This is a genomic window from Pseudorhodobacter sp. W20_MBD10_FR17 (assembly GCF_052119765.1).
GTDB lineage: Bacteria > Pseudomonadota > Alphaproteobacteria > Rhodobacterales > Rhodobacteraceae > Pseudorhodobacter.
This window is the reverse complement of record NZ_JBGQOQ010000007.1, coordinates 149,969-163,184: the sequence shown is the minus strand read 5'-3', so window position 1 is coordinate 163,184 and position 13,216 is coordinate 149,969. Positions and strand designations below refer to the sequence as shown.

Sequence of the window (13,216 nt, the reverse complement as noted above, 5' to 3'; positions counted from 1 at the left end):
ACAATAGGGTTTTCTGGAGCAAGACCAAATCTTGTGGGTGAATCAATTTGCCACACGACTTGTGGGTAACTTCAAGCGTCCAAGCTGCGAGTTGACTCAATATCGGCCACGGTCCAAGTGGGGGGCGTTTCCAGCAGAGTAGTGATAAAGCTTGCAACGGCGGCGATATCTTGGGCAATCAGCGTGTCTTTGAACGCAGGCATTTGCGTCGCAACGCGGCCGCCTGCGATGATCGCCTCAAGGCTTTCCCCCTTTAGGCGACCAAGGCTTTCAGGGATCAGCGCAGGGCCAGTGCCGCCCAGCCGCGACTCCATATGGCACAAGCGCATTGATCGGCATAGATCATCGCACCATCAGGGCTGGCAAAAATGGGGCTGGCAATCGCGGTGGTCGCAAGCAGACTAAAGAAAACGATGGGCCGGATCATGGCTTTTACCTCGGAAAGGGGTAACGGTTAGGCGGTCGGCATCGTCCACGCCAATCTCGGCGTTGGACAGATAGCAGGCGGGGTCTTCGGCCCACGGGTCGCCCGTGACTTGCAGCGCACGAATGCGGGTATTGCCGCCGCACACTTGTTTAAACGCGCAATCCCCACAGCGGCCCTTTAGCGGGCGGGGGCGTTGGCGCAGGTTGGCCAGCATGGCATCGGGGCCCGTCCAAAGCGATGGAAAACCATCTTTTTTCACCGATCCGATGGTGTAATCCGACCAATAGGTATCGGGGTGAACCTTGCCTTGCGGGTCAATATTCGCCACCCCAAGCCCCGACGAATTGCCGCCCCAAGCCTCCAGATGCGCGCGGACATGGGCGGTTTGCTCAGGGCTGAAATTGGCATCAACCCATTGCAGGAAATAGACGGCATCGGCGTCGTAGTTGCCGGTCACAACCTCAAGCTCTTTGCCATCTTGAATGGCAGCCCAAGCGCGGGTGATCAGCACATCCATGGCACGACGGGTATGGGAATGCTCGGTATCCTCGCCGCGATGTTTGTCGCCGCGCCCCGCATAGACCAGATGTGACAGGTAGAATTTATCGACGCCCTCGGCCTCACACAGATCTAGCATTTCGCCCAGATGGTGGCCGTTTTGTTCGGTGATGGTATAACGCAAACCCACCTTAACGCCGCGCGATTTACAGGCGCGCACACCAGCTATCGCCTGGTCAAACGCCCCATCGACACCGCGAAACCAATCGTTCGTGGCCCCGATACCGTCGATAGAAATGCCGACATAATCAAAGCCAAGCGCGTCAATTCGATCGATGTTTTCGGCAATACGCGTGCCATTGGTGGACAGCGACAAATGGCGGAAATTCAGCGCCTTGGCGCGCTCGGCCAGTGTGAAGAAATCAAACCGGCTTAGGGGTTCGCCGCCCGACAAAATCAGCGCAGGGATGCCAAATCCTTTCAGGTCATCCAGCACGCCCAACGCCTGCTCGGTCGTCAATTCCCCCGGAAACGGCGCATCGGCCGAGGTGGTATAGCAGTGGCGGCATTTCAGGTTGCAGGTCCGCGTCAGGTTCCAGATCACCACCGGCTTTACCCCGCCTGCGCTGGCCCGTTTGCGCACGGGCGTTGGCGTCACCAGCTCGCGCATATATTGGGTTAGTCGAAACATATCAGTTTCCTCCGCTGATCCGCATGCCGGTCTTTTTCAAAATGCGGGTGGAATAGAGAATGTCATTGGCGCGGGCTGCATCGCCCAAAATCGTCTCAATCACTTGGCGTTTTTCTTCGACCTCATCGCGCGTGCTGCCATGGATCATGGCAAACAGGCTATAAGGCCACCCCTCGGCACGCGGGCGCAAATAGCTGTGCGAGACAAAGGGCAAAGCACCGATTTTCTCACCCAAACTTTCGGCGTGGGCATCGTCGACGTCCCACACGCTCATGCCTTTGGCGACCATGCCAAGTGCGTAATGGTTGGGGCCAAGGGCGATGCGGCGGATGATGCCACGCGCCTGCATATCCGCCATGCGGGCAATCACCTCATCCTCGGTCAGCTTTAGCTGCACGGCAACAACGGCATAAGGTTGCGGCGTGAGGGGCAGCCCGCTTTGCGTGGCCGCGATAATGCGGCGATCAAGGGCATCCAGCGTCATGCCTGCACCCGAAAGCCGATAAAAAACTCTCGCAACTTGGGAAAGCGCAGCACGGTATGGCAGGTCTCAGACTCAATCTCTTGTGCCACGCGCTCAATTCCTTCTTCAGTTTCGCAGGCCAGCACGAACCACATGTTCAGCCGATGCGTCCGTTCACAATTATGCGCGACCTCGGCGTTCGCATTGACCAAAGTCACGGCCTCTTCAAATTCCTGCGCTGGCACCTCCATCGCGCAGAGACAAAACGAGCCCCCCATCGCGGCAGCATCATAAAACGGGCCAAATCGTGTGATTGCCCCGATTTTGCGCAGATTGGTGACGCGGCTGATTAGGTCATCCTCAGTAACCCCCAGCGCGGCACCGGCGATTGCAAAAGGGTGCTTGGCGATAGAAAAGCCATCTTGCAAAGCGTTCAAAATCGCGTGATCCGTCGCGTCAAGAGCATCTGGCGGAAGGCTGCTGCGGCGCATCAGGCTGCCCTTTCTTGGGTTAAAAGCGCGCCGGATTGTTTGAAACAGCGCGTTGAGAATAGAACTTGCGGCGAGGTTCCTGCCAATTCCGGCAGCATTTTGGCCTGCGCAAGCACGGCCAACGCCTCATCCCGACTGCGGGCATGGATCATGGAATAGAGCGCATAGGGCCAGACGTCTGGAAACGTAACCCGCTGTTAACACAAGATAATGCCGGATAACGCAGCCAGTGACAGGCATGCCGCCTCAATCTGCGGGGGTGGGACATCCCAAACCACCATCGCGTTTGACGTCCACCCTACCGCGCGGTGGCGTACGATCACGCCAACCCGCGTCAAAATCTCGGCCGCCCTAAGCGTGCGAATGCGGTGGATTATATCGGCCTCGGTCCGGCCTAACTTTTGCGCCAGTCGCAAATAGGGTTGCGGCACCAGTGGCAGGCCAGAGGAAAGCGCCTGCAAAATCGGCCGATCTTCGGGCCGCAGCGCCATCATATCGGGCGCGGGGCGTGGGGCCATTTGGGCGCGCGGCCCTTGCAAAGCAAAGCCCAGATCAATGTTGAACGCCCGCATCAACCGCAGGTCAAGGATATCCAAGCCCGTCACAGCCCGCAGCCGCGCCAATTGCGCCGCCAGCGCGTCAGCATCGGCGGCCGTTGCCACAAACCACAGGTTCCACGCGTTTTCGCGCAGGTAGGAATGGTTCACCCCCGCCTCGGCATTGACCAGTTCTGCGCCCTCTTCGATCCGGCCTTCTGGCACCGCCATCGCCGCCAATGTCGACGCGCCCGCCGTATTGGGCCGCACTGTGGCCCCCACGCGCGAGATTTGGCCACGTGCCTGCAAAGCGGTTAAACGGGCAATCACCTCGGCCTCAGTCAGCCCCAAATCTTGGCCAAGCTGCGCAAACGGGCGCGGCACCAATGGAAAATCGCGCTGGTAATTGTCCAGCAAATGGCCGTCGATCTGGTCTAGGCGACCTGTCATCACAACCCCGTCCGATGGGCGCGCGCGGTAAAGAAAATGCCCGATGGGCTTTGCGCCGGAATTTCACCGATTTTCGTGCGGGTGTGGGTGTCATAAATCACGATTTTGTCGTCATCCCGCGAGGAAATCCAAACCTCGGCCCCGCGCGGCGCAAATTCCATGTGCAACACCGCCTTGCCGGGGTTCAGGCTGGCCACAACCTTGTGATCACGGCTGTCCACCACTTGCACCGTGTCATTCAAAGGCGTCGCGAAATTGACCCAGACAAAGGGCGAGGCCGGCTGCGCGATGATGAAAACCAGCTGGCCGTGGGTTGGGGTGCGGTCCACCTCGGCAAGCGTTTCTCGGTTAACCCAATGCAATTCGTGCTGGCCCACGGCGGGCAAGACAAACTGGCCCTCGGTAAAGGCCCAGCCTTGCAGGTGGGGCATTTTATAGACGGGCAGGTCATCCTCGGTTTTGCCCTAATCTTTTAGAAACCGCACGGGTACGGGGGTTTCATCCCAAAAATCAATCGCCGTTACGCCTTTTTCACCAAACAAACCAATCAGATAGGTGTGGGCATCATCGGTTAGCACAGCGTCGAACGGGTTTTTGCCAACATTGCCCAGCTTGGTGACTTTCATCTCTGGCCCTGAGAAATCGGCCATAAACGCCTCGCCGCTATCCCATGTCGACCACGCAAAACGGCGGCCGGGCACATCGACCAGCTCGATGGTTTTGGAATTGCCTGGGATATCCCCGACCAAGGACAAGGTATCCGCGTCGAACACTTTTACCCCGCCGGGTTCATAGTTGGACACGGCAATCAGCTTGCTATCATCGGAAATCGCGCCGCCGATTGAATTGCCCGCCTGCATCACCCGCGCGGCGATGGTCCGCGTTAACATATCCACTTTGGTCAGCCCGCCATCGCGGCCAAAGACATAGGCGAAACGCTCATCCGGGCTGAAGGTAACCGAGGCGTGGGACAGATCACCCAGCCCTTCGAGCCCCCCGATGGCCGCATGTTCGGACCGGTCAACCACCAACAGCGACCCCGTAGCGCGTTCGACCACCACACCCAAATCACCGGTCGCACAGCACGGCGTTTGCGCAATGGCAGGCGCGGCCAGCAGGGCAAAGCATAAGGCAAACATTTTCATTTTCGGTCCTTCAATAGGTAATGGGCGATCCACTCGGCCTCTTCCTCGGTCAAAAGCGGGCGCCATGGGGGCATGGCAGTGCCGGGAACACCGTCAAGAATGATTAAGGCCAGCGCCTCGGGATCAGCGCCAGACAACGCCTCGGCGGTCAGAGGTTTGCCCAATCCGCCCTTCATCGTTAGCCCGTGGCACGAGCCGCAATCTTGGAGAACCATATGCTCAAGGGCCACGGCCCTAGGGGCGGTAACTCCGGCTGTAGCCGCCGTCGGCAGCAGCACACACAAGCCGATTATCCTAAGCATATGCATGCATCCCCGCGCCTTCGCAGGCAAGGGCGGCGTGCAGCAGGGCGGGCGCATAAAGCGACACGACATGCCCGATGATGAACAGCACAGGGAGACCATAGGGCAGAGTGGTCGCCTTGGCCGCAATGTCATCCAACTGCCCCGTCACGCGCAATTCGCGGGGTGTGGTGGCGCAAGCGATGGCCATAACCGGCAGGTCGCTTGGCATGCCGTGGTTGATAAGCTGCAAGGAAATCTCGGGCATATTCGCCACGCCCATGTAAACGACGAGCGTGGTTTGCGGATTGGCAAGGCTGGCCCAGTCCAGATCAAGCGCCGCATCACGCGCGCGGTGGCCGGTGACATAGCGCACGCCGGTCGCCACACCCGTACTGGCAGCGGCCCCTTGGGCGGCGGTGATACCGGGTACATATTCAATAGCAAAGCCAGCCGCTTGCACATCTGCCGCTTCCTCGGACCCGCGCCCAAAGATCAGCGGGTCGCCACCTTTCAACCGCGCCACTTGCAGGCCTTGTCGGGCCAGATCGACCAGCAAAGCGTTAATCTCGTCTTGCGAAAGCTTATGACATTTGGGCAACTTGCCCATGTCAATTTTGCGCGTGCCTGCCGGAATAAGCGCCATAATCTCGGGGCTGACAAGGCGGTCACACACCACAACATCGCAGGTTTGCAAAAGCCGCAGCGCCTTGACCGTTAGCAAATCAGGGTCACCCGGCCCGGCGCCAATCAAGAAAACCTTGCCCGGAAGGATGGTACGCGCGCTGTCTTTCATGGCGTCTCTCATTCAATTGTGGAAATTGGCAATTGCGGAAATTGGGAACTGCGAAAAATAGCAAGGGTTGGGGCGGCAGGTCTCCCGCCGCCCCAATGGTTGCGTCAATAAACGTCTTCACGCGTGTTAAAGACGTTTAACTTGCCGGTTGGCGTAATCAGCGCCGGGTCTTTGATGACCTTTTTCAATTCCAGCGTTTTGTCATCGACAACGACAATCGCGCTTTCCTTATCTTTGGCATTCTAGACCGAAAACCACACCTCGGTACCCTCTTTGTTGAATTCAGGCTGCACAACGCGCGGCTGCCCGTCTGCAATCCCTGCCCATTCACAAATTGGCAGCGTCACAAATTCCGACGATTCGCCCGCTTTCATGCCGCTGATCGTGAACACAGCAACCGAAGCCGAGGTTTCCGCATCCGGGTTCAGCGGCGCATCAACATAGAGGTGGTCCGAGCTGGGGTGGGTCTTGATGAACAGCCAACCGCCACCAAGGGCGCTAAAGCTGTCTACAATTTTCCAAGCCTGATCTGCGTGGCCTTCGGGGTCTGTCCCGATAAGCGCCGATGGCCTTGGTGATCATTTCATCCGGGCTTTATTCGCATCGCGGCACCGATTGGCGCAAATCGGGGGTGTTTGACCGCCTGACAGTTTCGCAAAAGGCCACAACCTATCAGCCGGGCGCAGACAGCTATCAGATAATCAAGCGCCTGCAAACCGGCGTTGTCGTTGGGATGCTCGCCGTGCTGACACTGATTTTATTTGCGCACGAATGGATCACCCGCCGCCCGCGTTTGTGGCGCGTCGGGCGGATTGGCTTTTTGACAACAACGCTGTTCGTGCTGGGCTGGGGCCTGAACGGGCAACTTTCGGTGGTGCAAGTCGTGGCCTTTATCCATTCGCTGATGAACGGCTTTCGTTGGGAAACTTTCTTGATCGAGCCGGTGGTCTTTCTGCTGTGGGGCTTCACCGCACTCGGCCTTTTGTTCTGGGGTCGCGGGGTCTATTGCCGCTACCTCTGCCCTTTGGGCGCGGCGATGGCGATACCGGCCAAGCTAAAGATCTTTGATTGGCTGAAACGCCGCCCGCAATGCGGCCGCGACTGCAGGCTTTGCGAAACCAAATGCACCGTTGGCGCGATTGACCCTTTAGGCCGCATCAACCCCGATGAATGCGTTTTGTGTCTGCGCTGCCAGATCATCATGAATGACGCCCACACCTGCACCGTACTCAAGCGCCGCGCCCGCACAGGAGAGACCGCATGAACCGCCGCCGCGCTCTGCGCCACGCCCGCCGCTGCCAATCCTGTGGTCTGGAAAGGCCGCGCCTTGGGGGCCGATGCGCAAATCGCACTGATTGGCCTGCCCGAGAATCGCGCCGCCCTGCTTTGGCCAAAGATCGAGGCACTCATTGACCAGATCGAAGCTGATTTCTCACTGTTCCGCGACTCGACCCTGACGCGGTTGAACCAGACCGGTTATATCGCCAACACCACCCGCGCCTTTCAAACCGTTGTCGCCGCCAGCGACCGCGCCAATAAGGCCACGGGCGGCGTGTTTGACCCGTCGATCCAGCCGCTCTGGCTGGCTACGGCGCAAGGCACAGATCAAGCCGCCGCCCGTGACTTGATGGGCTGGGACAAGGTGGAATGGTCGGAAACAGATATCCGGCTGAAACCGAACATGGCGTTGACGTTTAACGGCATCGCCCAAGGTTTTGCCGCCGATAGCATCGCAGAATACCTGTATGGCAAGGGCTTTCACAATATTTTGGTCGATATGGGTGAGGTGATGGCGCTAGGCGATAGCGGCACAGACCCGTGGCGCGTTGGCATTGCTGGCCCACAAGGCACACGCTTGGGCGAGGCTTTGCTGCAAAACCGTGCGCTGGCTACGTCTTCGCCACGCGGCACGACTATTGGCGCGAATGCACCGCATGTTTTAAATCCGCATGGAGACGCCCCTCTGTGGAATACGATTTCCGTTTCCGCTCCTTCGGCCGCTTTGGCCGATGCGCTTTCGACAGCGTTCTGCCTGATGGACCGCCCCGCGATTGATGCCGCCCTTGCCCAAACTCATAATACTCGGCTGGAACATATTTCCTGACAAAACCGCTTTGCATTTGACTTTCGTTAAGGCGCACGTGCCGCCACCCGTTCACAGATAGTTTACCATCAACGGCCCCGAGCGTGCACCGCGCATTCCTCGGGCAAGCTTTGGGAAAGGGAATGCGCAATGCGCGAAGTCATGACCAAGAGCATGGCCCGCAATATCTTTTATGGCGGGTCATTGTTCTTTATTCTAATCTTTATCGGGCTGACGTAGAACAGCCACCTATATACCGTCACCACATCCACCAATGCAGAAACCCTGACGCCATCGGTGGTGACAGGCAAGCATCTGTGGGAAATTCACGGCTGCATCAACTGCCACACCATTCTGGGCGAAGGCGCCTATTTCGCGCCAGAGCTGGGCAATGTGATGACCCGCTGGGGCGGGAATGACGACCCGGAGGCCGCAATGGACACCTTGAAAGGCTGGATGGACGCCATGCCAACGGGCATCGAGGGGCGTCGGCAAATGCCGCAGTTCAACCTGACCGATGCGGAATACCGCGAATTGGCCGATTTCCTGCTCTGGACCAACACGATCAATACCCAGAACTGGCCACCGAATGATGCGGGTTAAGGAGATCTTCCATGAAATATCAAACTCAAAAAATCGCTCTGGCCTACTTTATCGTAGCCATGGCGTTGTTCACCGTGCAGGTCAGCCTTGGCCTGCTCATGGGGTATGTTTACGTTGACGGCAATTTCCTGTCGGAAATCATGCCGTTTAACATCTTGCGGATGCTGCACACCAACAGCCTGATCGTCTGGCTGCTGCTGGACTTTTTCGGGGCCGCCTATTACCTGATACCCGAAGAATCCGAGCGTGAGATGTATTCGACCAAACTCGCCTATATCCAGCTTGCGATTTTGGTACTGGGCACCGCAGGCGTAGTTGTGACCTACACCTTCAACCTGTTTGAGAGCAGCTTCCTGTTTGGCAAAGAAGGCCGCGAGTTTCTGGAACAGCCCCGTTGGGTGAAAGCCGGGATCGTGGTTGCCGCGCTGATCTTTTTGTTCAACGTCACCATGACCGTGCTTGCAGGCAAGAAAACTGCGATCACCAACATCCTTTTATTGGGCCTTTGGGGGCTGTCGCTGCTGTTCCTGTTTGCCTTCGTCAACCCGGCCAACCTTGCATTGGATAAAATGTATTGGTGGTTCGTTGTCCACCTTTGGGTCGAAGGCGAGTGGGAATTGGTTATGGCCTCTATGCTTGCGTTCCTGATGCTGAAACTGACCGGCGTAGACCGTGAAGTCGTAGAAAAATGGCTTTATGTTATCGTCGCCACAGCCCTGTTTTCCGGCATCCTTGGAGCGGGGCACCACTTCCTCTGGATCGGCACACCCGGCTATTGGGCTTGGATTGGCGATGTATTCTCTAGCTTGGAAATCGTGCCGTTCTTTGCGATGATGTCGTTTGCCTTCGTCATGGTCTGGAAAGGCCGCCGTGACCACCCGAACAAAGCCGCCTTCCTGTGGTCTTTGGGCTGCGCGGTTCTGGCATTCTTTGGGGCGGGCATCTGGGGCTTTATTCACACGCTGCATGGGGTTAACTACTACACCCACGGCACGCAGATCACCGCAGCGCATGGTCACCTTGCGTTTTATGGTGCCTATGTCTGCGTAAACATGGCTATCATCACCTATGCGATGCCCGTGCTTTTGGGCCGTGATCCCTATAACCAAGTGCTGAACATGGCCTCGTTTTGGCTGATGTCGGGCGGGATGGTGTTTATGACCTTTACCCTGACCTTTGCAGGCACTGTCCAAACCCACCTGCAACGCGTGATGGGCATGGGCTTCATGGAAGTCCAAGACCAACTTTGGATCTTCTACGCCATGCGCTTTGGCTCGGGTATTGCCGTGGTTCTGGGCGCGCTGCTGTTCATCTATTCGGTAATGGTACCACGCCGTGAAATCATCGAACCCGGCAAAGCCGTGGCTGCGGAGTGATGGTCATGGATGGAAACCTAAACCTGAAGGGGGCGGCAGATGCCCCCTTCTACCTGCCCCAAGCCGACGAAGTTTCAGTGTTTCAAGCGGCTTATGACAACCAACTGCCGGTCCTACTAAAAGGCCCTACCGGCTGCGGCAAAACTCGTTTTGTGGCGCATATGGCCGCAAAACTCGGCCGTCCGCTCTATACCGTGGCCTGCCATGATGACCTGTCTGCCGCCGATCTGATTGGCCGCTACCTGCTAAAGGGGGGCGAGACGATTTGGGTCGATGGCCCGCTGACCCGCGCCGTGCGCGAAGGGGCGATTTGCTATCTGGATGAGGTGGTCGAGGCGCGCAAAGACGTGACCGTGGTTCTGCATCCCCTGACCGATGATCGCCGCATCCTGCCGATTGATCGTACGGGTGAGGAGCTTGAGGCGGCGAATGGCTTTATGCTCGTGGCCTCGTATAACCCAGGCTATCAGAACATCCTGAAAACCCTAAAGCCGTCTACCCGTCAGCGCTTTGTGTCGCTGGAATTCAGCTTCCCCAAACCGGAACATGAAATCCCTGTGGTCATGCGCGAAAGCGGGCTGGATGAGGCGCGGGTGAAACCGCTCGTGCGCCTTGCCAACAAGCTGCGTGATCTAAAGGGGCAGGATCTAGAGGAAGGCGTTTCCACCCGTCTTGTCGTCTATGCCGCAACGCTGATCCGTCAGGGGATGCCGGTTGAGCGTGCCATTCTGGCCGCGATGATCGAACCTTTGACCGACGACCGCGATACCAAACGCGGGCTCCTCGATCTTGTAACCGCTGTTTTCGGGTGAGGCCAGCATGACCAAGATCGAAATCGAGCCATGGGAACCCGAAGAGACGATGGGAAAACTGTGGCACGAACTCGCCAGCCGTCTGGATGCGCCAAGCAACCACGACGGAGCCCGTGTCAACCTCGCGCAGGTTGGCGGACGGTTGGCAGTGCTTTTCCGTGGCCTCGGCGGCAATCCGGCGACCGAGATCAAAGCGGTGGGAGCGGAGAAACCCCACCACCGCCTGTCATTCCTGCGCCGCATTGGCACCGATACCGAACGCACGGCCCGCGCGTCATTCGATGGCGAAAGCCTGCGCCTGCCCGAAAGCCTGTCCGAGTTTCCCGCGCGAGAGGCGAATGCCGCGCTGTACCTGTGGCTAACCGCCAGCGCCGCCCACGCGGATGCAGCACCCATTGCAACCGATGGCCCGCTGGCCGCCGACATTGCCGCCCTTGAGGCCGCCGATGCGATGGTGCGCAATACGCTTGAAAATGCGCCGGGCTTTGCCGCACTCTACTACGATCTGTGCGCCGCCACTTTGGCTCTGCGCCCCCGCCCCGCCCTGCCCCGCGCCGAGGCGGCAATTGAGGCCCGCATCCGCCACGCTTTGGGCGAAGATTGCGCCCTACCCGACCTGCCCCCCCCAAACGCCACGCGGCTATAAACCCTTTCGCCCTGTGGCGCTGTGGCCCGATCTGCGACACGTCAGCTTTTCCGCCGAAACACAGGTTGAGGCCCGCGCAATCGATGGCATTGCCGAGGAAGCCGAAGGCGCAACAACCCACCGCGCCAAGCGCAAACGCGCCGATCAGGCCGAGCGCAACGACAGCTTTATCCTGCATAAGTTTGAGGCGATCTTGTCTTGGGCCGAGTTCATCAACCTTAACCGCAGGGTTGAAGATGACGATGATGACAGCGCCAAAAAGGCCGCTGATGACGCCGATGAAATTGGCCTTGGACAAATTTCCAAAGCCCCCGCCACCCGCCTGAAACTGCACCTTGATCTGTCGCCCGAAGATGTCGACCGTGAGGCACTTTCCGGCATTTCCACCTATCCTGAATGGGATTGTCGCACCGGCGCCTACCTGCCCGCGCATACCCGCGTTTTGACCTCAAAAGCCGAAGCGATTGCTCAATCCCCTTTTCAGGACGATCCCCGCGCGCAGGCCCGTATCCGCGCCGTCAAACGCCAGTTCGAGGCTCTGCGTCCCAGCCGAATTTCGACCTCTGGCCACCTTGACGGCGATGAACTTGATACGGACCGGGCCGTGTGCGCGCGGGTCGATTTTTATGCAACCGGCCAAGGCGACGACCGCATTTGGCGCCAAACCCGCCCGCAAGCCCGCGATTTGGCGGTGTCGATCCGGCTCGACGTATCGCGCTCAACCGAAAGCGCCGTTCCGGGCCACGGCCAAGACGGCCGAACCGTGATCGGCGTGGAGCGCGAGGCATTGGCAGCCCTCGCTTGGGGCCTGAACGCCTGCGGCGATGATTTTGCGATCCATGCGTTTTCGTCGTTGAAACGGCACCGCGTGTTCATGCAGGAATGCAAAGGTTTTGCCGAGCCGATGGATGACAGTATTATCCGCCGCATCGCGTCGCTTGTCCCCGGTCACTACACCCGCCTTGGGGCTGCCATTCGCCACGTGTCCAAAGAGTTGTCTGAACAGGCCCGCAAGCGCCGCCTTTTGTTGGTTATCACCGATGGCAAACCCAATGACCTTGACCATTATGAGGGCCGCCATGGCATTGAAGACAGCCGCATGGCCGTGCGCGAGGCGCGGCACGCTGGCCACGCCGTTTACGGCATCACCGTCGACCGTGATGGCAAGGCATGGTTTCCCCGCATGTTCGGCCCCGGCGGGTTTACGGTGATCTCGGACCCCGACAAGCTGACCCAAGCCTTACCCGAAATTTACCGCTAATTGGTCGACGCATGACCGATACGTCCGACCAAAGCAGCCTTGACCAACTGCCCGGCGATCTGATGATGTGGGTTCTCATTATCTCGGAATTGCTGGTGCTTGGCGCCGGTCTGCTGGCCTTTATGGCCGTGCGCATCACCGACCCCGCCGGTTTTGCAGCGGCCCAAGATCACCTGCACCGCACGGCAGCTGGCGTAAATACCGTAGTTTTGGTGACCTCGGGTTATATTGCGGCGCGGGCCTTGGCCTATGCCAAGGCTGGCCGTGTCGCGGCAACCCGTTGGGCGTTGTTGGCGGCGGCAGCTTTGGGCGTGCTGTTTCTAGCGATCAAATTCACCGAATTTGCCGAGAAAGCCAGCCAAGGCATCACGCCCGTTTTTCACCTTTTACTTTCTGCTGACAGGGCTTCACGCGGCCCATGTCATTGCGGCGCTGGTCATATTTGCCTTGCTCGCCCTACGCCCAACTCCCCGCAACCTAGAGGTTGGCGCTGCGTTTTGGCATATGGTCGATCTGGTTTGGGTGCTGTTATTTCCCGTCATTTACCTGCTGCGCTAGGGGGCGGTATGCAAACCATAACCCGCGCATGGCTTATGCTTTTGGCGCTATCGGCGGCATCGACTGCCGTTTCTTTTTGGCGTCACCCAACGCCCTGAA

Annotated in this window: 14 protein-coding genes and 4 pseudogenes; 8 read left to right on the top strand and 10 right to left on the bottom strand. The window is 58.5% G+C overall.

Annotation, left to right across the window (positions count from 1 at the left end; all coding sequences use genetic code 11):
- Positions 1–71: 71 nt before the first annotated feature.
- The 10 genes and pseudogenes from ACEN2J_RS07050 to ACEN2J_RS07005 form a co-directional block, all read right to left on the bottom strand.
- Positions 72–314 (bottom strand): c-type cytochrome, encoded by a 243-nt coding sequence (locus tag ACEN2J_RS07050; protein WP_442104432.1) that lies wholly within the window; start codon positions 312–314, stop codon positions 72–74.
- 87 nt (positions 315–401) lie between these two features.
- Positions 402–1,616: a heme d1 biosynthesis radical SAM protein NirJ gene (nirJ, locus tag ACEN2J_RS07045; RefSeq protein ID WP_442104430.1), complete on the bottom strand. Its 1,215-nt coding sequence runs from the start codon at positions 1,614–1,616 to the stop codon at positions 402–404.
- Between the two features lies 1 nt (position 1,617).
- On the bottom strand, positions 1,618–2,100 hold the full coding sequence (ahbB, locus tag ACEN2J_RS07040) for a siroheme decarboxylase subunit beta (RefSeq protein ID WP_442104428.1): 483 nt from the start codon (positions 2,098–2,100) through the stop codon (positions 1,618–1,620).
- Positions 2,097–2,570: an Lrp/AsnC family transcriptional regulator gene (locus ACEN2J_RS07035; protein WP_442104426.1), complete on the bottom strand. Its 474-nt coding sequence runs from the start codon at positions 2,568–2,570 to the stop codon at positions 2,097–2,099. The genes ahbB and ACEN2J_RS07035 overlap by 4 nt, the downstream gene beginning before the upstream one ends.
- Positions 2,570–2,755 (bottom strand): annotated as a pseudogene (locus ACEN2J_RS07030) (Lrp/AsnC family transcriptional regulator); the annotation flags it as partial. The pseudogene ACEN2J_RS07030 and the gene ACEN2J_RS07035, both read right to left, overlap by 1 nt.
- Positions 2,756–2,767: 12 nt before the next feature.
- Complete coding sequence (locus ACEN2J_RS07025; protein ID WP_442104424.1) at positions 2,768–3,556, bottom strand: Lrp/AsnC family transcriptional regulator; 789 nt, start codon at positions 3,554–3,556, stop codon at positions 2,768–2,770.
- Positions 3,556–4,695: pseudogene (locus ACEN2J_RS07020) on the bottom strand (cytochrome D1 domain-containing protein). The gene ACEN2J_RS07025 and the pseudogene ACEN2J_RS07020 overlap by 1 nt, the downstream one beginning before the upstream one ends.
- Positions 4,696–4,697: 2 nt before the next feature.
- Entirely contained in the window at positions 4,698–5,003 is a 306-nt protein-coding gene (locus ACEN2J_RS07015; RefSeq protein ID WP_442104422.1) for a c-type cytochrome, read from the bottom strand.
- Positions 4,996–5,778, bottom strand: coding sequence for a uroporphyrinogen-III C-methyltransferase (gene cobA / locus ACEN2J_RS07010; protein ID WP_442104420.1), 783 nt, complete (start codon positions 5,776–5,778; stop codon positions 4,996–4,998). Before cobA ends, ACEN2J_RS07015 begins: the two co-directional genes overlap by 8 nt.
- 104 nt (positions 5,779–5,882) lie before the next feature.
- Positions 5,883–6,341 (bottom strand): annotated as a pseudogene (locus ACEN2J_RS07005) (cytochrome D1 domain-containing protein); the annotation flags it as partial.
- A 2-nt stretch (positions 6,342–6,343) separates the two neighbouring features.
- Here ACEN2J_RS07005 and ACEN2J_RS07000 point away from each other — a divergent pair.
- The 8 genes and pseudogenes from ACEN2J_RS07000 to ACEN2J_RS06965 all read left to right on the top strand — a co-directional run bounded on the left by ACEN2J_RS07000 (position 6,344) and on the right by ACEN2J_RS06965 (position 13,215).
- Positions 6,344–7,042: a 4Fe-4S binding protein gene (locus ACEN2J_RS07000; RefSeq protein ID WP_442104418.1), complete on the top strand. Its 699-nt coding sequence runs from the start codon at positions 6,344–6,346 to the stop codon at positions 7,040–7,042.
- Positions 7,043–7,084: 42 nt separating this feature from the next.
- Positions 7,085–7,882, top strand: a complete 798-nt coding sequence (locus ACEN2J_RS06995; protein ID WP_442104416.1) for an FAD:protein FMN transferase — start codon at positions 7,085–7,087, stop codon at positions 7,880–7,882.
- 129 nt (positions 7,883–8,011) lie between these two features.
- Positions 8,012–8,464, top strand: a pseudogene (locus ACEN2J_RS06990) (c-type cytochrome).
- An 11-nt stretch (positions 8,465–8,475) separates the two neighbouring features.
- Positions 8,476–9,840 (top strand): cbb3-type cytochrome c oxidase subunit I, encoded by a 1,365-nt coding sequence (locus ACEN2J_RS06985; protein WP_442104414.1) that lies wholly within the window; start codon positions 8,476–8,478, stop codon positions 9,838–9,840.
- 5 nt (positions 9,841–9,845) lie between these two features.
- Positions 9,846–10,652, top strand: a complete 807-nt coding sequence (locus ACEN2J_RS06980; protein WP_442104412.1) for a CbbQ/NirQ/NorQ/GpvN family protein — start codon at positions 9,846–9,848, stop codon at positions 10,650–10,652.
- A 7-nt stretch (positions 10,653–10,659) separates the two neighbouring features.
- On the top strand, positions 10,660–11,298 hold the full coding sequence (locus ACEN2J_RS06975; protein WP_442104410.1) for a hypothetical protein: 639 nt from the start codon (positions 10,660–10,662) through the stop codon (positions 11,296–11,298).
- Complete coding sequence (locus ACEN2J_RS06970) at positions 11,219–12,559, top strand: nitric oxide reductase activation protein NorD (RefSeq protein ID WP_442104408.1); 1,341 nt, start codon at positions 11,219–11,221, stop codon at positions 12,557–12,559. Before ACEN2J_RS06975 ends, ACEN2J_RS06970 begins: the two co-directional genes overlap by 80 nt.
- An 11-nt stretch (positions 12,560–12,570) precedes the next feature.
- Positions 12,571–13,215 carry a cytochrome c oxidase subunit 3 family protein gene (locus tag ACEN2J_RS06965; RefSeq protein ID WP_442104406.1) on the top strand — a complete coding sequence of 215 codons (645 nt, stop codon included), beginning with the start codon at positions 12,571–12,573 and terminating at the stop codon, positions 13,213–13,215.
- Position 13,216 lies beyond the last annotated feature (1 nt).

Excerpts from the sequence above, each read along its gene's own strand:
- ACEN2J_RS07050 (WP_442104432.1), bottom strand. The coding sequence starts at position 314 with ATGGAGTCGCGGCTGGGCGGCACTGGCCCTGCGCTGATCCCTGAAAGC.
- nirJ (WP_442104430.1), bottom strand. The coding sequence starts at position 1,616 with ATGTTTCGACTAACCCAATATATGCGCGAGCTGGTGACGCCAACGCCC.
- ahbB (WP_442104428.1), bottom strand. The coding sequence starts at position 2,100 with ATGACGCTGGATGCCCTTGATCGCCGCATTATCGCGGCCACGCAAAGC.
- ACEN2J_RS07035 (WP_442104426.1), bottom strand. The coding sequence starts at position 2,570 with ATGCGCCGCAGCAGCCTTCCGCCAGATGCTCTTGACGCGACGGATCAC.
- ACEN2J_RS07025 (WP_442104424.1), bottom strand. The coding sequence starts at position 3,556 with ATGACAGGTCGCCTAGACCAGATCGACGGCCATTTGCTGGACAATTAC.
- ACEN2J_RS07015 (WP_442104422.1), bottom strand. The coding sequence starts at position 5,003 with ATGCTTAGGATAATCGGCTTGTGTGTGCTGCTGCCGACGGCGGCTACA.
- cobA (WP_442104420.1), bottom strand. The coding sequence starts at position 5,778 with ATGAAAGACAGCGCGCGTACCATCCTTCCGGGCAAGGTTTTCTTGATT.
- ACEN2J_RS07000 (WP_442104418.1), top strand. The coding sequence starts at position 6,344 with ATGGCCTTGGTGATCATTTCATCCGGGCTTTATTCGCATCGCGGCACC.
- ACEN2J_RS06985 (WP_442104414.1), top strand. The coding sequence starts at position 8,476 with ATGAAATATCAAACTCAAAAAATCGCTCTGGCCTACTTTATCGTAGCC.
- ACEN2J_RS06980 (WP_442104412.1), top strand. The coding sequence starts at position 9,846 with ATGGATGGAAACCTAAACCTGAAGGGGGCGGCAGATGCCCCCTTCTAC.
- ACEN2J_RS06975 (WP_442104410.1), top strand. The coding sequence starts at position 10,660 with ATGACCAAGATCGAAATCGAGCCATGGGAACCCGAAGAGACGATGGGA.
- ACEN2J_RS06965 (WP_442104406.1), top strand. The coding sequence starts at position 12,571 with ATGACCGATACGTCCGACCAAAGCAGCCTTGACCAACTGCCCGGCGAT.